At 67.2% G+C, this 19,641-nt stretch carries 21 protein-coding genes; 6 read left to right on the top strand and 15 right to left on the bottom strand.

Features of this window, described 5'->3' with window-relative positions; all coding sequences use genetic code 11:
• Nucleotides 1–107 precede the first annotated feature (107 nt).
• From DV704_RS08940 to DV704_RS08910, 7 genes are all read right to left on the bottom strand, one after another.
• Entirely contained in the window at nt 108–638 is a 531-nt protein-coding gene (locus tag DV704_RS08940; protein WP_114799236.1) for a GNAT family N-acetyltransferase, read from the bottom strand.
• The gene (locus tag DV704_RS08935; RefSeq protein WP_114799235.1) at nt 638–979 is read right to left on the bottom strand and encodes a cupin domain-containing protein; all 342 of its coding nucleotides are present in this window, start codon (nt 977–979) and stop codon (nt 638–640) included. The genes DV704_RS08940 and DV704_RS08935 overlap by 1 nt, the downstream gene beginning before the upstream one ends.
• A 17-nt stretch (nt 980–996) precedes the next feature.
• Nucleotides 997–1,710 (bottom strand): ABC transporter ATP-binding protein, encoded by a 714-nt coding sequence (locus DV704_RS08930; RefSeq protein ID WP_114799234.1) that lies wholly within the window; start codon nt 1,708–1,710, stop codon nt 997–999.
• A complete protein-coding gene (locus DV704_RS08925; protein ID WP_114799233.1) occupies nt 1,697–2,500 on the bottom strand; it encodes an ABC transporter ATP-binding protein in 804 nt (267 codons plus the stop codon). The genes DV704_RS08930 and DV704_RS08925 overlap by 14 nt, the downstream gene beginning before the upstream one ends.
• Nucleotides 2,497–3,927: a branched-chain amino acid ABC transporter permease gene (locus DV704_RS08920; protein ID WP_114799232.1), complete on the bottom strand. Its 1,431-nt coding sequence runs from the start codon at nt 3,925–3,927 to the stop codon at nt 2,497–2,499. The genes DV704_RS08925 and DV704_RS08920 overlap by 4 nt, the downstream gene beginning before the upstream one ends.
• Nucleotides 3,924–4,904: a branched-chain amino acid ABC transporter permease gene (locus tag DV704_RS08915; RefSeq protein WP_114799231.1), complete on the bottom strand. Its 981-nt coding sequence runs from the start codon at nt 4,902–4,904 to the stop codon at nt 3,924–3,926. The genes DV704_RS08920 and DV704_RS08915 overlap by 4 nt, the downstream gene beginning before the upstream one ends.
• 103 nt (nt 4,905–5,007) lie before the next feature.
• Nucleotides 5,008–5,913: a DUF4032 domain-containing protein gene (locus DV704_RS08910; RefSeq protein WP_114799230.1), complete on the bottom strand. Its 906-nt coding sequence runs from the start codon at nt 5,911–5,913 to the stop codon at nt 5,008–5,010.
• Between the two features lie 214 nt (nt 5,914–6,127).
• Here DV704_RS08910 and DV704_RS08905 point away from each other — a divergent pair, with 214 nt between their 5' ends.
• Together DV704_RS08905 and DV704_RS08900 are read left to right on the top strand one after the other, a co-directional pair.
• Nucleotides 6,128–6,685 (top strand): TRAP transporter small permease subunit, encoded by a 558-nt coding sequence (locus tag DV704_RS08905; protein WP_114799310.1) that lies wholly within the window; start codon nt 6,128–6,130, stop codon nt 6,683–6,685.
• The gene (locus tag DV704_RS08900; RefSeq protein WP_114799229.1) at nt 6,686–8,110 is read left to right on the top strand and encodes a TRAP transporter large permease subunit; all 1,425 of its coding nucleotides are present in this window, start codon (nt 6,686–6,688) and stop codon (nt 8,108–8,110) included.
• Here the strand turns inward: DV704_RS08900 and DV704_RS08895 are convergent.
• Nucleotides 8,107–9,069 (bottom strand): quinone oxidoreductase, encoded by a 963-nt coding sequence (locus DV704_RS08895; protein ID WP_114799228.1) that lies wholly within the window; start codon nt 9,067–9,069, stop codon nt 8,107–8,109. The genes DV704_RS08900 and DV704_RS08895 overlap by 4 nt on opposite strands.
• 50 nt (nt 9,070–9,119) lie before the next feature.
• Between DV704_RS08895 and DV704_RS08890 the strand changes: the two genes are divergently transcribed.
• From DV704_RS08890 to DV704_RS12410, 4 genes are all read left to right on the top strand, one after another.
• The gene (locus DV704_RS08890; RefSeq protein ID WP_114799227.1) at nt 9,120–10,547 is read left to right on the top strand and encodes a DUF4127 family protein; all 1,428 of its coding nucleotides are present in this window, start codon (nt 9,120–9,122) and stop codon (nt 10,545–10,547) included.
• Between the two features lie 69 nt (nt 10,548–10,616).
• Nucleotides 10,617–11,660: an SIS domain-containing protein gene (locus DV704_RS08885; protein ID WP_114799226.1), complete on the top strand. Its 1,044-nt coding sequence runs from the start codon at nt 10,617–10,619 to the stop codon at nt 11,658–11,660.
• A gap of 9 nt (nt 11,661–11,669) precedes the next feature.
• Nucleotides 11,670–12,536, top strand: a complete 867-nt coding sequence (locus DV704_RS08880; protein ID WP_114799225.1) for a 3-hydroxyacyl-CoA dehydrogenase family protein — start codon at nt 11,670–11,672, stop codon at nt 12,534–12,536.
• A 53-nt stretch (nt 12,537–12,589) separates the two neighbouring features.
• Entirely contained in the window at nt 12,590–13,804 is a 1,215-nt protein-coding gene (locus DV704_RS12410; RefSeq protein WP_114799224.1) for a hypothetical protein, read from the top strand.
• A gap of 1 nt (nt 13,805) precedes the next feature.
• Here DV704_RS12410 and DV704_RS08870 read toward each other — a convergent pair whose 3' ends face one another.
• The 7 genes from DV704_RS08870 to DV704_RS08840 all read right to left on the bottom strand — a co-directional run.
• Entirely contained in the window at nt 13,806–14,390 is a 585-nt protein-coding gene (locus DV704_RS08870; protein WP_114799223.1) for a hypothetical protein, read from the bottom strand.
• A gap of 76 nt (nt 14,391–14,466) precedes the next feature.
• Nucleotides 14,467–14,949, bottom strand: coding sequence for a 1,2-phenylacetyl-CoA epoxidase subunit PaaD (gene paaD / locus DV704_RS08865; protein ID WP_114799222.1), 483 nt, complete (start codon nt 14,947–14,949; stop codon nt 14,467–14,469).
• A 2-nt stretch (nt 14,950–14,951) separates the two neighbouring features.
• Complete coding sequence (gene paaC / locus DV704_RS08860; protein ID WP_114799221.1) at nt 14,952–15,707, bottom strand: 1,2-phenylacetyl-CoA epoxidase subunit PaaC; 756 nt, start codon at nt 15,705–15,707, stop codon at nt 14,952–14,954.
• Nucleotides 15,673–16,245: a phenylacetic acid degradation protein gene (locus DV704_RS08855; protein WP_114799309.1), complete on the bottom strand. Its 573-nt coding sequence runs from the start codon at nt 16,243–16,245 to the stop codon at nt 15,673–15,675. Before DV704_RS08855 ends, paaC begins: the two co-directional genes overlap by 35 nt.
• A 2-nt stretch (nt 16,246–16,247) precedes the next feature.
• Nucleotides 16,248–17,219, bottom strand: a complete 972-nt coding sequence (paaA, locus tag DV704_RS08850; protein WP_114799220.1) for a 1,2-phenylacetyl-CoA epoxidase subunit PaaA — start codon at nt 17,217–17,219, stop codon at nt 16,248–16,250.
• Between the two features lie 93 nt (nt 17,220–17,312).
• Nucleotides 17,313–18,959, bottom strand: a complete 1,647-nt coding sequence (locus tag DV704_RS08845) for a S8 family serine peptidase (RefSeq protein ID WP_158539617.1) — start codon at nt 18,957–18,959, stop codon at nt 17,313–17,315.
• A 362-nt stretch (nt 18,960–19,321) separates the two neighbouring features.
• The coding region (locus tag DV704_RS08840) for an RNA-guided endonuclease TnpB family protein (protein ID WP_147279602.1) at nt 19,322–19,641 on the bottom strand (320 nt) is incomplete at its 5' end.

The following is a 19,641-nucleotide window of genomic DNA, read 5'->3' as shown; positions in this document are numbered from 1 at the left end:
TGGCTCCGAAACTGGTGGCGACTCGGTTTAGGTCTAGGGAGTCTTTGACGCTCCCACGGATTTGTACGCCGCAAAGCCTCGCGGGCGGGGTTTGATTTCTGGCCTGGCTACCAGGGGCCCAGCTTCTCGTCGGGGAGTTCTAGGAGGCGGGTTTCGCTGTGGTAAAGCCGCATGCCCCGGGCCTGGTAGTTGGCCAGCGCGGCCGGGCTATCGAGCGAGCAGGTGTGCACCCAGACCCGCCCGGCCCCAAGCCGCCAGGCCTCCTCCAGCGCGCGGGTAAGCAGGTGCCCGCCTAGGCCCATCCCGCAGAACTGCGGCAGGAGGCCGAAGTAGACGATCTCCACGTTGGCCTCGGGCTGGAGCTCGAGCTGGAAGTACCCGGCCGGGGTGCCCCTCAGGTAGGCCACCCAGGTGTGGAGCCGGGGATTTTGGGCGTAGGCCAGCCACTCCTCGTAGCCCCAGTGGGCCTTTTCGTACCAGTACCACGGCCCCCCCACGCTGCGGTAGAGAAAGCGCTGGAACTCCGCGCTGGGAATCTCGGCCTTCATCAGCAAAAATCCCTCCGGGGCCTCCCGCTTGGGCCGGAGGGCCATGGGGGAGGTCATCTCCAGGTAGTAGGTGGTGACCTCGAGCCGCATCAGGAGGAGGCCAGCTTTGCCAGGAAGTCTTCCCGCAAGGGATGGAAGGCGTCGAAGGCCACGGTGTCCTCCAGGAACAGGGCCTCGTGCTCGAGGTTGGGGGGCACATAGGCGATATCCCCCGGGCCCAGCTCGAGCCACTCCGTCCCCAGCCTAAGCCGCATCCGTCCTGAAAAGACCAGGGTAATCTGCTCGTGGGGATGGGCATGCGCGGGTAGGGCGCTCCCGGCCTTGGCCTCGGCCCGCACCAGCATCAGCGCCTCCCCGGCAAAAGGGCGCAAAAAGGCCGCAGGGGTCTCAAAGCCCGGCAGGGCAGCGCTGTGGGCGAATCTGGGTTTCATGCCCGGATTCTACCGCCCTAGCGGCCACCCAGGTAGGCTTCCTGAATCTCGGGCCGGGCGGCCAGCTCTTTGGCCGGGCCGCTCAGGGTGAGGGTGCCGGTCTGAAGCACGTAGCCCCGGTGGGCAATTTGCAGTGCCAGCCGGGCGTTCTGCTCCACCAGCAGAATGGTCTTGCCCTGCTGGTTGAGCTGCTGGATGATTTCAAAGATGAAATCCACCAGCACCGGGGCCAGGCCCATCGAGGGCTCGTCCATCAGCAGCAGCTTGGGGTCCTGCATCAGCGCGCGGCCAATCGCCAGCATCTGCTGTTCGCCCCCTGAGAGGGTGCCGCCCTTCTGGTGGCGTCGCTCGGCCAGGCGGGGGAAGAGGGCGAAGACCTGCTCCTTGCGGGCCTGCAAGACCTTGGGGTCGCGGATCAGGAAGCCCCCCATGTCCAGGTTCTCCTCCACGCTCATGCGGGGAAAGATGCGCCGCCCCTCGGGCACGTGCCCCAGGCCCATGGCCACGATGCGGTCGGCCGGAAGCTTGTGGATGGGCTGGCCCTGGTAAAGCACCTCTCCCTTGCGGGGTTTGTTCAGCCCGCTGATGGTGCGCAGGGTGGTGCTCTTGCCCGCCCCGTTGGCCCCAATCAGGGTCACAATCTCGCCCTCCTCCACCGTGAGCGAGATGCCCTTGAGGGCGTGGATATGGCCGTAGTAGGTGTGGATCTCCTTGACCTCAAGCAGGGGCATGGGTTCCTCCCGCCTGGCCGGCGGCCCCCCGGCCCAGGTAGGCCTCGATGACCCGGGGGTTGCTGCGGATTTCGTGCGGCAGCCCCTCGGCGATTTTGGCGCCGTACTCGAGCACCGCGATTCGGTCCGAGATGCTCATCACCATGGCCATGTCGTGTTCGATAAGCACGATGGTCAGTCCCAGGTCGTCGCGCAGCCTGCGCACCCGCATCTTCAGGTCCTCGGTCTCCTGCTCGTTCATCCCCGCGGCGGGCTCATCCAGGAAGAGCAGCCTGGGCTCCAGGGCCAGCGCCCGGGCGATCTCCAGCCGCCGCTGCTCTCCGTAGGAGAGGGAAGAGGCCAGCTCCTCGGCCCGCTTGTCTAGGTTCATATAGGCCAGAAGCTCCATGGCCCGCTGCTTGGCCTTCCGCTCCGAGGCGAAAAAGCGCGGGGTGTGGAGGAGCACGTCCAGGTAGCTCTGGTGGGTGTGGGTGTGGTGGCCCACCAGCACGTTTTCCAGCACGGTCATGGCCTTGAAGAGCCGGATGTTCTGGAAGGTGCGGCCGATGCCGTTGCGGGCCACCCAGTCGGGGGAACGGCCGGTGATGTCCTGCCCGAAGAAGAGGACCCGCCCGGCGTCGGGTTTGTAGATGCCGGTGAGCAGGTTGAAAAAGGTGGTCTTGCCTGCTCCGTTGGGGCCAATCACGGAGAAAATCTCCCGGGCGCGCACCTCCAGGCTCACGTTGTTCACCGCCACCAGCCCGCCGAACTTCTTGGTGGCCCCCTGCACTTCTAGGGCCAGCTCGCTCATCTTGTTCCCTCCCTGGCCTCCTGGCGGGCCTCCTGCATTTCGACCCGGTGTCGCTGCTCGGGGACGAGGCCCTCGGGCCGGAAGATCATCATCAGGATCAGGATGAGGCCGTAGACCAGCCGCTCGTACTTGGCCGGGTTGAGCTGCGGCGGCAGGTTGGCCATGTTGTAGCCCAGGATGGTGACCCCGGTCTGGCGCCAGGTGTTCAACAGGTCAGAGAAGTCCTTCAGGATGCCGATGTTGAGGACTGTCACCGCAGCCGCCCCTACCACCGCTCCGCTGATGGAGCCCATTCCTCCCAGGATTACGAAGGCCAGGATGTTGATGGAGGCCTGCAGGGTGAAGGACTCAGGGCTGACGAAGGTTTGCTTGGCGGCGAAGACCGCGCCCATGATGCCGGAGAAGGCCGCACCGGTGGCAAAGGCCAGAAGTTTGGTGGGCAGCAGGGGAATGCCCATGGCTTTGGCGGCGATTTCGTCCTCGCGGATGGCCACCCAGGCCCGGCCAAAGCGGGAATTGGCCAGCCGGATGTTGACCAGGATCACCACCCCGATGACCATCAGCACCAGCAGGTAGAAGAAAAAGGCGTAGGTGATGTAGCTGTCGATGGGCTTGCCGTAGATCCTGTCGGCCCCGATCCACTGCAAGAACTCGGTCAGAAAGCCCACCTCCGGCCGGTTGACGGGGGTGATGCCCTGGGGGCCGTTGGTGATGTTGACGGGTTTGTCCAGGTTGTTGGCCAGAATCCGCACCACCTCGCCCAGCCCCAGGGTGACGATGGCCAGGTAGTCGCCCCTGAGCCGCAGGGCTGGCAGGCCGATCAGGACGCCGGTGATGGCCGCGGTGATGATGGCCAGGGCCATGAAGAGGTAGAGGTAGTTGCCCGGTAGGCCGCCGGGGGGGTAGCCCTGGATGAACTGGGCGGCCTGGGGAGAACCGAAGATGCCCCAGGTGTAGGCCCCGATGGCGAAGAAGGCGGCGAAGCCCAGGTCAAGAAGCCCGGCCTGCCCCACCACCACGTTGAGACCCAGGGCCAAGGCGGCGAAGATGCCGATCTGGATGCCCAGCTCGAACAGAAAGGAGTTGGTGAGCCCGGCGATGGGCACGGCGATGAAGAGGATGGCCGCGCCGAGGGCCACCCGCACCAGGGTGGAAAGATTGGGGAGCAAAAAGCAGGCCACAAGCACGCCGAGCAGGCCGTAGAAGGCCAGCTTGTCGCTGGGGTTGAGGCGCAGCAGAAGCGTGAGGGTTAGGGTGAGCACCGCGAGCAGGCCCGAGCGCCAGGCGGTGGGGATTCTCCCCAGGCTCGCCAGGGCCACCGAGGCCAGAAGGGCCAGGTTCACCAGGCTGTTCTCCGGTGCCAGGACGGCCCCGAGGATGGAGAGGGCGGTAAAGGCCAGGGTGAAGGGGAGGGCTAGGCCGTTCATACCTTCTCACTCACATTCTGGCCGAAGATGCCCTGGGGCCTGAAGAGGAGCAGCAAAACCAGGGTCAAAAAGGCGAAGACGTCCTTGTACTCGGTGCCGAAGTTGCCGTTGGTGAGGAAGGGCAGGTAGGTGCCAGAGATGGTCTCGAGCTGCCCCAGGATGAGCCCCCCCACCATGGCCCCGGGAATGTTGCCGATGCCGCCCAGCACCGCCGAGGTGAAGGCCTTGAGCCCGGGGAGCACACCCGAGTAGGGGGTGACGTTGGTGTAGAGCAGACCGAAGAGCACGCCCGCCACCCCCCCCAGCGCCCCTCCGATCAGGAAGGTACGGGAGATGATGACATCGGGGTTGATGCCCATCAAGGAGGCTGTCTGCATGTCCTGCGAGACTGCGCGGATGGCCTTGCCCAGCCGGGTGCGGTTGACCAGGTAGGTGAGGGCGAGGAGCATGATCACCGAGACCACGATGATGATGAGCCCCTTGACCTGGATGGTGGTCTGCAGGGGCAGCTCGATTACCGTGTTTAGGGCATCGTAGGTGCGGTACTGCATGTTGAACTCGTTGTGGCGGAGGGCGGCGTAGATGCGGGTCAGGTCCTGCAGCAAGAACGAGACCCCGATGGCCGTAATAAGGGGCACCAGGATGTTTTTGCTGCCCCGCTTCCTCAGGGGTCGGTAGGCGAAGCGTTCCACCAGCACCGCCATGATGCCCGAGCCGATGGCGGCAAAGAGGAGGGCCACCAGGAGGAGCAAAAACGGGTTGGCGATGACCGGGGCCTGGGGGTTGCCCCAGAAGCGGAAGACCTCGAGCCCGATCACCGCTCCGATCATGAAGACCTCGGAGTGGGCGAAGTTGATGAGGCCCAGCACCCCGTAGACCATGGTGTAGCCCAGGGCCACCATGGCGTACACGAAACCCAGCAGCAGCCCTTCCAGCACGGTCTGCGGCAGGATGATGAGCAGTTCGGAAAACCCCAAGCACAACCTCCCTGACGGAGAGGGTACGCTGGCGTACCCTTATCTAGTTTGCAAGAGTATACGGGCTCACCTGGGGGCTGACAACGGGGCGGGGCATCCTCCCCTACTGCGGCTGAAGGCTCTTGGGCAGCAGCCAGCTCGAGAGCCGCTCGAGCCACCGGCGGAGGGGGTTGTGGGCCTGGCGCTGAGCCGAGCGAAGGGCCTCTTCGGGGCCCACATCGTGGCCCAGGGCCTTGGAGAGAAAGTAGCGGTGGTCGGAGATCCAGAGGTACAGATCGGCCTCGGTGCGGCCGGGGAAGTCCTTGAGCACCCCGCTTTCCCGGATTTCCAGGATGGTGGGGAGGTAGAGCTGGTCGTACCAGTCGGCCACAGCCTCCTCCCAGCTCACCGAGCGCTTCTGGTCGAGGCCCATGAAGTACTGGTGGGTTCGGATATGCTCCAGCAAGACATCGTATCGGCCAGGTTTGCTGAAGAGAATGGGTTCGTGGCCGGGGCGGAGCTGGGGGAGGCGGGTCTGCTCCAGGAAGCGGGCGTACTCGCCCTTCAGGATGACATCTTTGAGCGTGTCGCCTGGGGCCAGCTCCACCGGTACCTCGAGCTCGATCACGTAGGCGTCTATGTAGCGCTGGCCCAGGGCCTTGGCCAGGGCGGTGCGGTGGTTGCCGTCCTTGACAAAGTAGGCCTCGCCCACCTTGTAGACGTCTATGGGCGGGAACTCAGCCCCCTGAAGCTGGGCCTGCCGAAGCTGGGCCCAGCGGTCTAGGGTGTGGGGTTCCTTGGGCAGGAACTCGGCGTCGAAATCCCCGTATCGGTCCACGCTGCCCACAATCTTGTCCACCTCGATGGTCTGCAGGCCCCGGTAGGACTCGCCTCTGGGCCTGAGCGAGGCGATGACGCTATAGGGCAGCAGGTCGTTGGGCTGGCCGCGCAGCCGCCGCAGGATGTCGTGAACGAGCACCCGGCGCGACAGGGCCTCGGCCTCAAACTGGGCTTGGCGGTCAGGGTTCATGCTTCCTCCCCAGGCCGGGTTTTGCGGGGTTAGGCCGTTTGCCGCCGCGGCCCGCCGCCATTATACGCTGGGGATGGAGCCCGTTGGTTAGGCTGGGCATAGCCGTGTTTCCGATTGACGTAGGCGGAAGAGGTGGTTAGGATATTTCGAGTTTGCCAAGAGAGGTGAAGTGCATGGTGCGCAGACGGCGCGGTTTACCTCGAGGAGGTCTGTGGTGAAGTTCTTGCTGACCCTCTCCCGCTGGATCGACGCCCTCAACGAGGGGGTGGGCCGGGTGGTGCTCTGGCTGGTGGTGCCCATGGTGGCGGTGGGGGCCTACAACGCCATAGGCCGCAGCCTGGACAAATCGCTGGGCACCCGATTGGCCTCCAACACCTACTTCGAGCTCCAGTGGTACCTCTTCTCGCTCATCTTCTTGCTCATGGTGGGCTACGTGCTCAAGCACAACGGCCACATCCGGGTGGACGTGGTCTACGCCCGCTTGGGGGAGCGGGGCCGGGCCTGGGTCGATATGCTCGGTTCGATTCTCTTTTTGGTCCCATTTTCCCTGATGCTGTTCTACGTTTCGCTGGCCCCCGTGTCCTTTTCCGTGCAGATACGGGAGATGTCGCCGGATGCGGGGGGGCTGCCCCGCTGGCCCCTCAAGCTGGCCATGCTGCCGGCCTTCATTCTGCTGGCCTTGCAGGGTTTCTCCGAGTTTGTAAAAAATCTGGCCTATCTGCGCGGATACCTGCCCCGCCCGCCCTACGAGCCAGAAGGGGAGGTGGCCTAGATGGTCCTGACAGGGGGTGGGGTTGAACTTCTGGGCGGGGCGATGTTCATCGCGGCCCTGGCCCTGATTTTTACCGGCTACCCGGTGGCCTTTGCCCTGGGGGGGGTGGCCCTGATCTTTGGGGTTGTGGGGATCGCCATAGGGGAGTTCGACCTGCGCTTCGTGGGTAGCCTGCCCCAGCGCATCTTCGGCATCATGTCCAACTACACCCTTCTGGCCATCCCCTACTTCATCTTCCTGGGGCTGATTTTGGAGAAGTCCAAGCTGGCCGAGCAGCTCCTCGACACGGTGGGCCAGCTCTTCGGCCCGGTGCGTGGAGGGGTGGCCATTGCGGTGGTGCTGGTGGGCACCCTGCTCGCGGCCACCACCGGGGTGGTGGCGGCCACCGTGGTGGCGATGGGGCTCATCTCCCTCCCGGTGATGCTCAAGTACGGCTACAGCAAGCCGCTTGCCACCGGGGTCATCGCGGCCTCGGGGACCTTGGGCCAGATCATCCCCCCCAGCATCGTGCTGGTGGTGCTGGGTGACCAGCTTGGGGTGAGCGTGGGGGACCTCTTCTTGGGGGCGCTGATTCCGGGGCTGATCCTCTCGGGGGGGCTGATGCTTTTGGTGGGGCTGGTGGCGCTGGTGCGGCCCCAGTTGGCCCCGGCCCTGCCCCCAGAGGCCCGGCCCTACAAGGGCTGGGAGATGGCCCGGCGGGCCTTTGTGGCGCTGGTGCCGCCGGTGCTGCTCATTCTTTTCGTGCTGGGGAGCATCTTCTTTGGCATCGCTACCCCCACCGAGGCCGGGGCGGTGGGCTCGGTAGGGGCCCTCCTTATGGCCGCCTTCTACCGGCGGCTCACCTGGAGGGTCTTCCGCGAGGCGGTGGTGGAGACAGCCCGCTTCACCAGCATGGTCATCTTCATCCTGATCGGGGCCAACGCCTTCGGCCTGATCTTCCGGGGGCTGGAGGGGGACAAGCTGGTCAAGGATCTTCTGGTGGCCCTGCCTGGAGGGGAGCTGGGCTTCCTCATCTTTGTGATGGTGCTGGTCTTTATCCTGGGCTTTTTTATCGACTTCTTCGAGATTTGCTTCATCGTGGTTCCGCTCATTCTGCCGGCGGCCACGGCGATCTGGACTGCTCAGGCCGAGGCCTTGCAGATGGCCGGCCAGTACGACCTCTCGGTGGAGGGCTTCGTGCAGCAGAAGCTACTTTGGTTCGGCATCGTGCTGGCCATGAACCTGCAGACCAGCTTCCTCACCCCGCCCTTCGGCTTTGCCCTCTTCTACCTGCGCGGGGTAGCACCCCCAGAGGTCAAGACCAGCGACATCTACAAAGGGGTTATCCCCTTCATCCTCGTCCAGCTCATCGTTTTGGTCATCACCGTTGCCTTCCCCGGTCTGAGCAGCTGGCTGCCCTCGCTCAGGGGGGTGCCGGGCGGTTAGGGGATGAGCAGCACCTTGCCGGTGGTGGCCCGGCCCTGCAGGGCGCGGTGGGCCTCGGCGGCCTGGTCCAGGGGGAACTCGGCCCCTATGCGGATCTTGAGCCGGCCCTCCAGGGCCCAGCCCATCACCTCGGAGGCCCGCCAAAGGAGCTCCTCGCGGGTCTGGGTGTAGTGCCAGAGGGAGGGGCGGGTGAGGTACAACCCGCCCTTCTGGTTGAGCACCTGGGGGTCGAAGGGGGGTACCGGGCCGCTGCTCTGGCCGTAGAGCACCAGCATGCCCCGCACCCTTAGGCTGTTCAGGCTGCCCTCGAAGGTGGCCTGCCCCACCCCGTCGTAGACCACGTCCACCCCCCGGCCCTCCGTGAGCTCGCGCACCTTCTGGTCGAAGCTCTCGTAGGGCAGGGCGAAATCGCCCCCGGCCTCCCGGGCCAGGCGTCTTTTCTCCTCGCTCGAGGCCGTAGCAATCACCCGGGCCCCCAGCATCTTGGCCATCTGGATGAGGAGCAGCCCCACCCCACCAGCCCCCGCGTGCACCAGACAGGTCTCGCCTGCCTTGAGGGGGTAGGTGCTTTTGACCAGGTAGTGGGCGGTGAGGCCCTGGAGCATGCCGGCGACGGCGGTCTTGACCGAAAGGCCCGGGGGTACCTTCACCACTTTTTCAGCCGGCACGAGGGCGTACTCGGCGTAGCTGCCCTGCACGTTGCAGTAGACCACCAGGTCGCCCGGGGCCACGCTGGTGACCCCAGCACCTACAGCCTCCACCACCCCGGCCCCCTCCTCGCCTAGTGTGAAGGGGGTGGGGACCTTGTAGAGACCCGCGCGCTTGTAGGTGTCGATGTAGTTGACCCCAATCGCTTGGAGCCGCACCAGCACCTGGCCCTCGCCCGGGGTGGGCACGGGCAGGTCTTCGAGCACCAGGGCTTCGGGGCCGCCGGGTTGGTGAACGCGGATGGTCCTCATGCTTTGCAGTTTATAGCGTCGGCCGGGGGGCTGCGTAGTAGAGTGGAGCGATGAGGCGCGTGCTGCTCCTGCCCGAGGAGGCCCAGCCGGCGCTGCTCGAGCTGCCCCAGCGGCTGGCCCGGGTGGCCGGGCTGGTCCTGCGGCTGCCCCCACCCACGGCCCGGTCCGAGTGGCTTTGGCGGGAGGCACCGGCGGCAGATGTGCTTTTGGCCTCCATAGAGGCCCTTGGCTCGGGTACTGGGGTTCGGCTCGAGCTTCTGCGCGACCTGAAGCGCGCCCATCCCCACCTGCGCATTCTGGCCTACGGCCGGATTGGACCGAGCGTAGGGCCCTCGGAGCCCTACTACCGCGAGTGGCGCCGCTTTTCCGAGTGGAGCGACCGCCTGGCCTGTGCAGAGGCGCTGGGCCAGGACACCCGCCCAGCCCAGATCGAGCTCGACCGGGTGCGGCTTCACCTGCCTAAAGAGGTGGTGCAGCGCTGGCAGGAGGAGCGCGAGCGGAACCACCGGCTGCACCTGGCTGCCCTAGAGCTGCTCCACCAAGGGGTTTTGGAGTACCTGGCCTTTGCCCTGGAGCAGCCCACCCCCTTCGGCCTGCCGGCCCGCGAGGCCCGCCGCCTCTCAGCCCGCCTGGGCGAGCTGGGGCTTTGGGGTGAGGCCGATGTGTTCCCCGGTGCCCGGGTGGCCCCTTTGCTCCTGCTGGCCCGGGCTTTGGTGAACCACGCCGGGCGCAGGACCCGGGTGTTCCTGCGCTTCGCGTTTCCAAAGGCCGAGGAGGCCAGGCTGCTCGAGCTGGACCGCTCCCTGGGGGCGCTTCTGCCCCCGCTTTTGCGGGCGGCGGGCTGCGTGCGGGTCCAGGGGGTGGAGGAGGCCGATCTGGTGCTGGCGGTGAATGCCCCCGGGCTGCGCCAGGGGATGCGGCAGCCCGACCCCGAAGGGGTGGATACCCCAGAGCGCTACCTGCCCGAGCTGGCGGACCGGCTGGTGGTGGACCAGGCTGCGGGGCGAATGGTGGCGGTGGCCGATGTGGCCTATCTGGGCCAGGCCGAAAAGCCCTGGGTGGAGCTCATGCTCTCGGCCCTCAACCCCTCGGTCCTGGCGGGCTACGCGGCCTGGGGAAGCGCCGACTGTAGCCTGGGGGTGGCCCTGGCCGCAGGGGTCTGTGCCCTCTTCGGCGATGATCCGGTGCCGCTGGCCGAATTCAACTTCCTCCGCCTGGTGGAGGACTGGCTTTATGCCGCCCAGGTGCACCCCCAGGTGGCGCTCGACCTCAGGGTCTTGGAGCCGGGTTCGGACGGTTTTGTCCTGGCGGCCGAGCGGCTCATAGACCAGCGGCTCGAGCCTTTGGCCCAGGACCTTTGGCAGCGCTTCTTTGCCCCCAGCCTGCCCGGGGTGCGGCTCGAATGGGGCCGTCCCAGGCTCGCCGGGCCCTATCTGGATGGGGTGTCCTTCCCGTTGCGCTTGGCCAGGGAGGGCTGAGCGACCCGGCTGGAATTTTGGGGGGGCGGGCTGGCGCTGGGGTGGGGGGGATGCGAAAATCTAGGCGCGATGAAGGCCAGCGAGACGAAGATGCTTAGGGAAGCCCAGGAGGCCCCGGCGGTGGTGGAGCGGGCCTTGCGGGAGAACCAGAGCGAGGTGGAGCACCTGGCCGCCTTTCTGCGCCGTCATCCCCCGCCCTTTGTCCTCACCGTAGCCCGGGGCAGCTCTGACCACGCGGCTTTGTACGGCAAATACCTGGTCGAGACCCGGCTGGGCCGGGCCTGTGCCTCGGTGCCGCCCTCGGTCTACACCCTTTACCACCAGTCCCTCGCGGTGTTGCGGGCTTTGCTCGTCGCCGTTTCTCAGTCGGGGGAGAGCCCCGACCTCCTGGAGGTTACCCGCCAGGCCCGGCGCGACGGGGCCCTGACGCTGGCTTTGGTGAACCGGGAAGACTCCCCTTTGGCCAAAGCGGCGGAGGTGGTCCTGCCTCTTTGGGCCGGCGCCGAGGAGGCGGTGGCGGCCACCAAGAGCTACCTCTCGGCCCTGGCTACCCTGGCCCAGCTCGTGGCCTTCTGGGCCGAGGACCAGGCCCTGAAGGAAGCCTTGGCCCGGCTGCCCGAGGCGCTGGAGCGGGCGCTGGCCGCCGACTGGCAGGCCGGCCTCGAGCCCCTGCTGGAGGCCGAGAACGGCCTGGTGGTGGGCCGGGGCTACGCCTATGCGGTGGCCCAGGAGCTGGCCCTCAAGCTCAAGGAGACCTGCCTCTTCCACGCGGAGGCTTTATCGGGGGCCGAGCTCCTGCACGGCCCGGTGGCCCTGGTAGAGCCGGGGTTTCCCCTGCTGGTGCTGGCGCCTAAGGACCGGCCGCTCCCGGGGATGCTGGCGCTGCTGGAGGCCTTGCGGGGTAAGGGCGGGCACCTGCTGGTGGCCTCGAGCGAGCCCGAAGCGCTGGGGCTGGCCCACACCCCTTTGCCCCTGCCCCAGCGGCTTCACCCCGCGCTGGACCCGCTTCTCATCGTTCAGGCCTTCTACCCCTTCGCAGCCGGGCTGGCCCTGGCCCGCGGCCTGGACCCCGACCGGCCCCGGTATTTGGCCAAGGTTACCCGAACCCGTTAGGATACGGCCATGGAGGTTCGAAAAATTGGCGTGGTGGGGGCCGGCCAGATGGGCTCAGGAATCGCCCAGGTGGCGGCCCAGGCCGGCTACGAGGTGGTGTTGCGCGACCTGGAGGAGGGCTACCTCGAGCGAGCCCTGACGAGCATCCGGCGTTCCATGGGCAAGCTTCTGGAAAAGGGCCGGCTCGACCAGGAAACTCATGACGCCGCCCTGGCCCGTATCAGCACCACCCTGCACCTTTCCGACCTAGGGGATTGCGATCTGGTGGTGGAGGCCATCGTGGAGCACGAGCCCGCCAAGCTCGAGCTATTCCGCGAGCTCGATGGGCTGGTCAAGCCCGGGGCCATTCTGGCCTCCAACACCTCCTCCATCCCCATCACCCGCCTGGCCGCCGGCACCCGGCGCCCCGAGCGCTTCATCGGGATGCACTTCATGAACCCGGTGCCCCTGATGGAGCTGGTGGAGGTAATCCGGGGCCACCTGACCGACGACGAGACCGCCCAGACCGTGCTGCGGGTGGCCCGCCGGATGGGCAAGACCCCGGTGGAGGTCAACGACTACCCCGGCTTCGTTTCCAACCGGGTCCTGCTGCCCATGATCAACGAGGCCATCCAGTGCGTGATGGAGGGGGTAGCCACCCCGGAGGCCATCGACCAGGTGATGAAGCTAGGGATGAACCACCCCATGGGCCCCCTGGCTCTGGCCGATCTCATCGGCCTTGACACCTGTCTTTCCATCATGGAGGTATTGCACCGGGGCTTGGGCGACAAGTACCGCCCCTCACCCCTGCTGCGCAGGATGGTGGAGGCCGGGCTGCTGGGGCGCAAGAGCGGGCGGGGCTTCTACCGCTACGACGAGAAGGGCAACAGGATTTAGCCATGGTGGGCTGGGTCCTACCCTCGGGGTGCCGGTTGGCCTAGGCTGAGGCCATGCATCGCGCCTGGGCTGCGCGAAGGGCCTGGTGGGTGCGCCTGGGGCTGGCCCTGGGGCTTTTTGTGCTCCTGCTGCCTCTGGTGCTCTGGCTGCACCCGGCCTGGGGGCTCCTCTCGGCTCTGGGCCTGCTTTACCCCAGCCGCCTCGAGGAGGCCCGGGCCCTGGCCGAGCTGGACCGCCGCTTTGGCCTGGCCTACCGCAGCGCCCTCGAGGCCCCCCCCCGCCACCCCTGGCGGGCGCAGTTGGAGGCCGAGGCCGAGGCCAGCCTGCGCGAAGCCCGCCTGCCAGCTTTTCCCTGGGGGATGGCCCTGCTCTACCTGCTGCTGGTGGGGGTGGCCTGGGTGTTGCCCCCGCTGGCCTGGCCCCCAGCGCCGGGGCGGGCGCAGGCCGAGGCCGGTACACCTTCTTCTGTCACGGGGCCGCCAGAGACCCTGTCTCCAGACCGCTCCCAGCCCCCGCCCACGGAGCGCCAGCCCCCCGGGCAAGCCCCTCCCACCCCCAGCCAACCGGCTGCCCCCTCCGAGGTCGAGCAGGGACCCTCCCTGGAGGACGCTCCTCAGCCCGGCACGCCCGAGCAGACCTTCCCGGCCGAGCCTTCCTCTGAACCCGCTCAGTCCGCCCCCTCCGGGTCGACCCCCTCCGGCTCGGAGCCCGGGGCCGGTGGGGGCCAATCCCCGTCTTCGCCTGGGGAGGGGCAGGCGGGCCCGCCGTCCTCAGCGCCGGGCGAGCAGCCCCCCTCCGCCCCGCCTGGGGCGGGCCGGGCCCCTACCACCGACCCCGAAGCTAGCGGGGGCCAACCCTTGTCTTCGCCCGGGGAGGGGCAGACGAGCCCGCCGGCCCTGGCGCCGAATGGCCAGCCCTCCCCTCAACCCGGGGCGAATCGGACCCCCCCCTCTGGCTCGCCGAGCCCAGAGCCGGGGACCGGTGGGACCCGGCCCAGCCCAAGCCCAACCCCGGGGCAGGGCCCGGGCGGGGAAGGGGGTTACCAGGAACAGACGGCGCGGGAGGGGCTCCCTACCCCTACTAGCACCGCCCCCCTGCGCCGGGGCGAGAGCTCCGAGGGGCGGCCCATGCCCCTGCCCAGCCCCTGGCAGGCCGGCCGCCCCCCGGAGAACGTGCAGCGCCAGGTGGAACGCTACCTAGAGTCCGAGCCCCTGCCTCCTGAGGTGCGCGAGGTGCTCAGGCGCTACTTCGAGCTGCCCCAGCGGTGACCTAGAACCTGAGGATGCCCTGCCCCCCGCCCCAGGTGATGGTCATGGTGCAGCCGGCCAGGTCGGGGTTGCTTTGGGTGTTCACGGTGCCGCTGAGGCTCAGCGTGTTCTGGCCGCCGGTTTGCAGGATGCTGAGCAGGGTGTTCAGGTTGGAGAAGCTGAGGGTGCCGCCGGTGATGCTGCCCACCGTGTAGCTGCTGCCCGACTGGGTCAGGGTGAACTGCACGTTGCTGGCGCTGGCGGTGGCCGAGCGCGGTCCAGAGGCGGGGTTGTCCGAGACCGTGGCGGTCACGCTCATGCTGACGCTGACGCTTGCGGGCAGGGTGGAGGGGCAGCCGGTGAAGGAGACGCTGGAGATGGCCAGGTTGTAGTTGAAGCCGGTGGGCGTGGTGGGCAGGTTGAGCTGCTGGTCGTTGAAGGTGGCGCTCAGGGTAAGCGTGCCCGTGGCCTGGCTGCTTGGGCCGAGGGAAATCTGGCTCTGCTGTCCCGCCAGCCCGAAGGGGTTCTCGATGGGCGGGCTGCTAATGAGCCCGCAGCCAGCTAGAACCACCCCTGCCAATGTGGCCCAAAGTATTTTGCGCTTCACAGTGGATCACCCCCTTATCTGAGGCGCTCTCATTATAGGGGGAGGCCCATCCGTAGCCCGTGATGTTTGAACGTGGCTAGACGGGTTTGAAGGCCTCAAAGGGTTCCTTGCAGGTGTTGCAGACGTAGATGGCCTTGCAGAGGGTAGGACCAAAGGGGCTGGTGAGGGTGGTGTTGAGCGAGCCGCAGCGCGGGCAGGGGGTGGGGGGCGGCTCGAGCCCCAGGGCCTTCGCGGGCCCGGGGGGGGCGATGCCGTAGCGGCGCAGGCGTTCTTTGGCCTCGGGGGCAATCCAGTCGGTGCTCCAGGGGGGTGAGAGGGTGGTTCTCACCTCGACCTCGCCGAAGCCCAGCGAGCGGGCAGCCTCTTCCAGTTGCTGCCGGATCAGGTGCAGGGCCGGGCAGCCCGAGAAGGTGGGGGTCATGGTGATGGTGGCTCTTGGGCCCTCCACCTCCACCTTCCGCACAATGCCCATCTCCACCACGTTCACCACCGGAATCTCGGGGTCGGGAATCCGGGCCAGGGCTTCCCAGAGTTGTTCAGCGCTAACCGGTGGGCACATACTCACCAGGCCTGGGCCTCGGGGTCCCAGCGGGCGGTGGACTGCATCTCGGCCAGAAGGCTCCACAGGTGCTCGGTGTGCTGCTCGCGCGAGCTGGGCTGGTAGCCGGGCTTGGGCAGCTCGAGGCCGGAGCTTCTCAGGTGGCGGGTGGCCTGCTCGAGCCACCGCTCCTTGATGGGCAAGAGGTCCGGCACAACGCCCTCGGCCACCAGCACCTCCTCGCCGGGGAGGGGTACGAAGAGCTGCTGGGCGTAGCCCCACTGGAAGTCGAGGGCCCTTTGCAGGCGCTGGTTGGACTCTTCGGTGCCCAGGCCCAACCGCTCCACCCAGGCCCTGGTGTGCTGCAGGTGGAAGCGCTCCTCGCGGAGAACCTTGCTCGCTGCCTCGGATAGGGGGGTGTAGCGGCTTTTCTGGGCGGCCTCGAGCCAGAGCAGCTCGTAGAGGTCGAAGAGGTACTGCCGGAGCATGGTGAAGGCCCAGTCGCCCTTGGGCAGCTCCACCAGGGCGCAGTTGCGGTAGGCGTAGGCGTCGCGGAAAAAGACCAGCCGGTCGGGGTCGCTTCCGTCGAGGGCTTGGCGCAGGCCGTACCAGATCTGGGCGTGCCCCAGCTCGTCCTGGGCTATGTTGGCCAGGGCGATGTCCTCTTCCAGGATGGGCCCGTGGCCTATCCACTCGCTGTTGCGGTGGGCGAGGATGAGTTCGTCGTCGGCCAGGGCGGTGAGCTTAGCGATGAGCGCGTTCTTCATCTGGGCTTCCATGCCTCACCCTCCGCTTGTGCTGGCTCACGTGGCTGCCCACGGTGGCGTAGTGCTGCTGCTGCTTGTAGGTCTTGTCCTGGGCCGGTGCAAACCAGCTCTCCAGGGTCTCGGGACTCTCGTCGCTTTTGTAGACCCGGCTGGCCGGCACCACCCACCAGGCCAGGCCCTCGGCGTCGGTGAAGCGCTCGAGGGCCTGCTGCAAAGCGGCCTCGGGGGAAGTGGCCCTCACCTCCCCCACGAAGTCCACGAAGGTCATGCTGCGCTTGTGGCTGCTCTTGCGAAAGACCAGGTACACCTCCGCGCTCCCCTCGAGCCGGGCCTGGGGCAGGCCCTCGGCAATCTCCTCCTTGGTCCAGGCGTACACCTCCTCGGCCCGCACCACCCACAGGCTCACCGCCTGGGGGCGGCGGACGAAGACGTTGCGGGCCGTGAGGAGGGCGTGAAGGGGGTCGGCCGCGTGCACCGAGCCCACCGCCTGGTGGGGCTTCTGGGGGGTGTCCTGCTTGAAGACCTCCCAACGTGGCCACTGGGTGTCCATGCTCATACTGCCACCGTTGCTCTCAGCTGCCTGGCAGCGTAGGCCGCCAGGGCCTCGCGCACCCAGGCCCCCTCGGCGTGGGCTTTGCGGCGGGCCTCCAGCCGCTCCTTGTTCATGGGGCCGCTGCCCCCCACCACCTGCCAGAACTCATCCCAGTTGATGGGCCCGTGAAGCCAGTTGCCGGTGCGCTCGTCGTAGCGTAGCTGGGGGTCGGGGATGCTGAGTCCGGCGTCCAGGATCTCCGGGGCATGCTCGTTGATGAACTCCTGGCGCACCTGGTCGTTGGTCTTGGTCTTGATGCCCCAGCGCACCAGAATCTCGGTGTTGGGGCTGTCCTTGTCGTGGGGGCCCATCATCATCAGGGCAGGCCACCACCAGCGGTTGATGGCGTCCTGCACCATCTGACGCTGCTTGGGGCTGCCCTTGGCATAGAGGAGCACCATCTCCTTGCCCTGCTTGTGGTGGAAGGTTTCCTCGGCGCAGATGCGCACCATGGCCCGGCTGTAGGGGCCATACGAGCAGGCCGCCAGCATGGTCTGGTTCTTGATGGCGGCCCCATCCACCAGCCAACCGATCACGCCCACATCGGCCCAGGTCAGGGTGGGGTAGTTGAAGATGGAGGAGTACTTGGCCCGCCCCGAGAGCAGGGCCTCCAGCATGGCCTCGCGGCTTATACCCAGGGTCTCGGCGGCGTGGTAGAGGTACTGGCCGTGGCCGGCCTCGTCCTGCACCTTGGCGATGAGGATCATCTTGCGCTTCAGGCTGGGCGCGCGGGTAATCCAGGCTCCTTCGGGGAGCATCCCCACCACCTCGGAGTGGGCGTGCTGGGAGATCATGCGGATGAGCTGGCGGCGGTACTCCTCGGGCATCCAGTCGCCGGGTTCAATCTTCTCGCCGCGCTGGATGCGGGCCTCGAACTCGGCCAGCCGTTCCTCGTAATCGGGGTCGCTGGGTACGCCGTATCTGCCGGGCATGTGGCCTCCTGCTGAGACAAACTAACGCTCGTTAGTTTTTAACAGCTTAGCAGGGGGGTGCCCAAATTTCAAAGGGGGCACCCCCGTGGGTGGCTAGAATCTATCCCGCACCAGCTTCTCCAAAGGCTGCACCGGGATTCCCGGCCTAGCCTGATCCAGGCGGGCCGCCTCCGCCGGCCGCATGCGGATGACCAGGCCGGCTAGGGCTTCCCCGGCACGCAGGGGGATGATCCTGGGCCTGCCGCTGGCGTCCGCAGTGAAGCCAAAGGGCTCTCCATTGTCCACCTCCTGGTTGCCGTTCGTGTCCTGCCAGGCGGCCACCAGGTAAGGCCCCGCGGCCAGGCTGGCTAGGGTAAAGGGGATCCGGCTGGCGGAGGTCTGGATGACCTCGAGCCTGCTGCGCCTTTCGTCGTAGGGGAAGCAGTCCTGTTGGTTGGTGCAGTAGAAGCCGACCACATAGGTGGTGAGGGAGCGGGTCTGGGGTGGGCTGGGCGTCCCGCCTCCGCTGCCGCCCAGGGCCCGGGCGGCATCCACCAGCCCAGCACCGCACTCGTCCCCGCTTGGGCGGTTGCAGTCGCTGGCGCTGAGCGGGCGAGAAGTGTTTCGCAGTCGGTCGCGGATGGTTTGGAAGTCAAGGCCAGGCTCCCTGGCCAGCATGAGCGCTACCAGGCCCGCCACGTGCGGGGCGGCCATCGAGGTGCCGTTGTAGAAGGCGTAGAAGGGGTTGCCCCGCTCGTCGAGCACCGGGCTCAGCACCCCAGCAGGGAAGGTCTGGCCCCCCACGGTGAAGCTCTGGCTGGTATCGCCGCCGGGGGCCATCACGTCGATGCGGGTGCCGTAGTTAGAATAGGGGGCCCGCCGCCCCTGGGGCCCCACCGCACCAACCGTGAGCACCCCGGGGCAGCTGGCCGGGACGAAGTTGGCCGCGTTCTTGTTCTCGTTGCCCGCGGCCACCACCAGGATGAAGCCCAAGTTGGCCAGATCCTGGAAATACCGGCCAACCTCGTTGGGGCAGGCGGCCTCTCCACCCAGGCTGAGGTTGACCACCCGGGCCGGGTTGGGGTTCGGGGGCACCCCTGGAGGCAGGTCGGTGCCCCCCACCGCCCAGTAGATACCCTCGAGGATATCGGCAAAGCTGCCCCCACCCGTGACCCCCAGCACCCGCACGGGAACGATTCGGGCCCCCCAGCTCACCCCGGCCACCCCGCTGCCGTTGTTGGTAGCAGCGCCGATGGTGCCGGCCACATGGGCCCCGTGGTAGCCCGAGTCGCCCCCTTCGTCGGTGGGGTCGTTGTCACGGCCGTCGCCATCCCCTGCCTCGGCGGGGTTGCTGATGAAGTCGTAGCCCGGCAGAAGCCGCCCCTGAAAGTCGGGGTGGGCGATGATGCCAGTATCCACCACCGCCACGTTGACCGGGGGGCTCGAGCCGTCGGTGATGTCCCAGGCTGCGGGCAGGTTCATCAGCGGGTAGTGCCACTGAAGGGGGTAGAGGGGGTCGTTGGGGGTTTTTTGGGCCCGGAGAATCCAGTTGGGGAAGGCCTCGGCGACCATGGCCTGCCGGTTGAGCTGCTGGGCGGCGGCCAGGGTCTGGTTTTGGTCGAGGCCCTCAGCCCGGTAGAGGGCCATGCGGGTGCCGGCTATCCGGCGAACGAAGCGGAACTCAACCCCGGCAGCCCGCAGGGCCGTAACGCTCTGCAGGCTTACGCCCTCCTCTAGAGTGACGATGACCTCCCCGGGCACCGCCTCCGGAGGCCCTCCCGCCGATTGAGCGGAGTTGAGTGTGGTTAGGCTGCTTGGGGTTGGGGCCGCGCCGGGGAGAACCAGCAGGCCCGAGATTGAGCCTCCCGTCTCGCCCCCGTTACATGCAGCAAGCAATGCCAAGGTGGCCAGGTGCCCTAGTCTGCGCATCCTCTCCTCCCAGCTTTGCGGATATGGGCCAAGCCTAACAGAGGCTGCGCAAGCCGCCTGGTCTTGAGGGCAAACCCGGCAGTTCGCTGTAGGCTGTCCTGGATTATAGCTTTTCCCCAGGAGGAGGGCAACGAGCCTTGCGATGACAAAAAACGTGACGACTCCCCGTTCTGAAGAACGGGGCTTCGCGGTTCTCACGGGACGGCCCTTGCCGTATCCATCCCCGCAGGCTCCGTCCGAGCCCATCTGCGGTCGGGTGCACGCCCCGACCTGGCCAGGATGTTGATGGCAGCAGCCACATCCCGGTGCTGGTGGGCGCCGCACTGGGGACAGGTGTACTCCCGCACCCAGAGAGGGCGTTTTTCTCTGTAGCCGCACACCGGACAATCCTGGCTGGTGTATTTTGGGTCTACCTTGACTACCCGCCTACCAGCCTCTGCCGCTTTGTAGGCGAGGATTGCAAGAAACTGCCCCCAGCCCGCGTCCAGCACCCCCTTGGCGGTGCGGGAGCGGG

It is taken from the genome of Meiothermus sp. QL-1 (assembly GCF_003351145.1).
Taxonomy (GTDB): domain Bacteria; phylum Deinococcota; class Deinococci; order Deinococcales; family Thermaceae; genus Meiothermus.
Note: the sequence above shows the minus strand (reverse complement) of the source record. Positions and strands in the feature narration are given on the sequence as shown.

Coding starts and splice junctions, on each gene's coding strand:
- DV704_RS08885 (WP_114799226.1), top strand. CDS start 10,617: ATGAAGGCCAGCGAGACGAAGATGCTTAGGGAAGCCCAGGAGGCCCCG.
- paaD (WP_114799222.1), bottom strand. CDS start 14,949: ATGTGCCCACCGGTTAGCGCTGAACAACTCTGGGAAGCCCTGGCCCGG.
- DV704_RS08900 (WP_114799229.1), top strand. CDS start 6,686: ATGGTCCTGACAGGGGGTGGGGTTGAACTTCTGGGCGGGGCGATGTTC.
- DV704_RS08920 (WP_114799232.1), bottom strand. CDS start 3,927: ATGAACGGCCTAGCCCTCCCCTTCACCCTGGCCTTTACCGCCCTCTCC.
- DV704_RS08940 (WP_114799236.1), bottom strand. CDS start 638: ATGCGGCTCGAGGTCACCACCTACTACCTGGAGATGACCTCCCCCATG.
- DV704_RS08935 (WP_114799235.1), bottom strand. CDS start 979: ATGAAACCCAGATTCGCCCACAGCGCTGCCCTGCCGGGCTTTGAGACC.
- DV704_RS12410 (WP_114799224.1), top strand. CDS start 12,590: ATGCATCGCGCCTGGGCTGCGCGAAGGGCCTGGTGGGTGCGCCTGGGG.
- DV704_RS08930 (WP_114799234.1), bottom strand. CDS start 1,710: ATGCCCCTGCTTGAGGTCAAGGAGATCCACACCTACTACGGCCATATC.
- DV704_RS08890 (WP_114799227.1), top strand. CDS start 9,120: ATGAGGCGCGTGCTGCTCCTGCCCGAGGAGGCCCAGCCGGCGCTGCTC.
- DV704_RS08925 (WP_114799233.1), bottom strand. CDS start 2,500: ATGAGCGAGCTGGCCCTAGAAGTGCAGGGGGCCACCAAGAAGTTCGGC.
- paaC (WP_114799221.1), bottom strand. CDS start 15,707: ATGGAAGCCCAGATGAAGAACGCGCTCATCGCTAAGCTCACCGCCCTG.
- paaA (WP_114799220.1), bottom strand. CDS start 17,219: ATGCCCGGCAGATACGGCGTACCCAGCGACCCCGATTACGAGGAACGG.
- DV704_RS08910 (WP_114799230.1), bottom strand. CDS start 5,913: ATGAACCCTGACCGCCAAGCCCAGTTTGAGGCCGAGGCCCTGTCGCGC.
- DV704_RS08880 (WP_114799225.1), top strand. CDS start 11,670: ATGGAGGTTCGAAAAATTGGCGTGGTGGGGGCCGGCCAGATGGGCTCA.
- DV704_RS08855 (WP_114799309.1), bottom strand. CDS start 16,245: ATGGACACCCAGTGGCCACGTTGGGAGGTCTTCAAGCAGGACACCCCC.
- DV704_RS08895 (WP_114799228.1), bottom strand. CDS start 9,069: ATGAGGACCATCCGCGTTCACCAACCCGGCGGCCCCGAAGCCCTGGTG.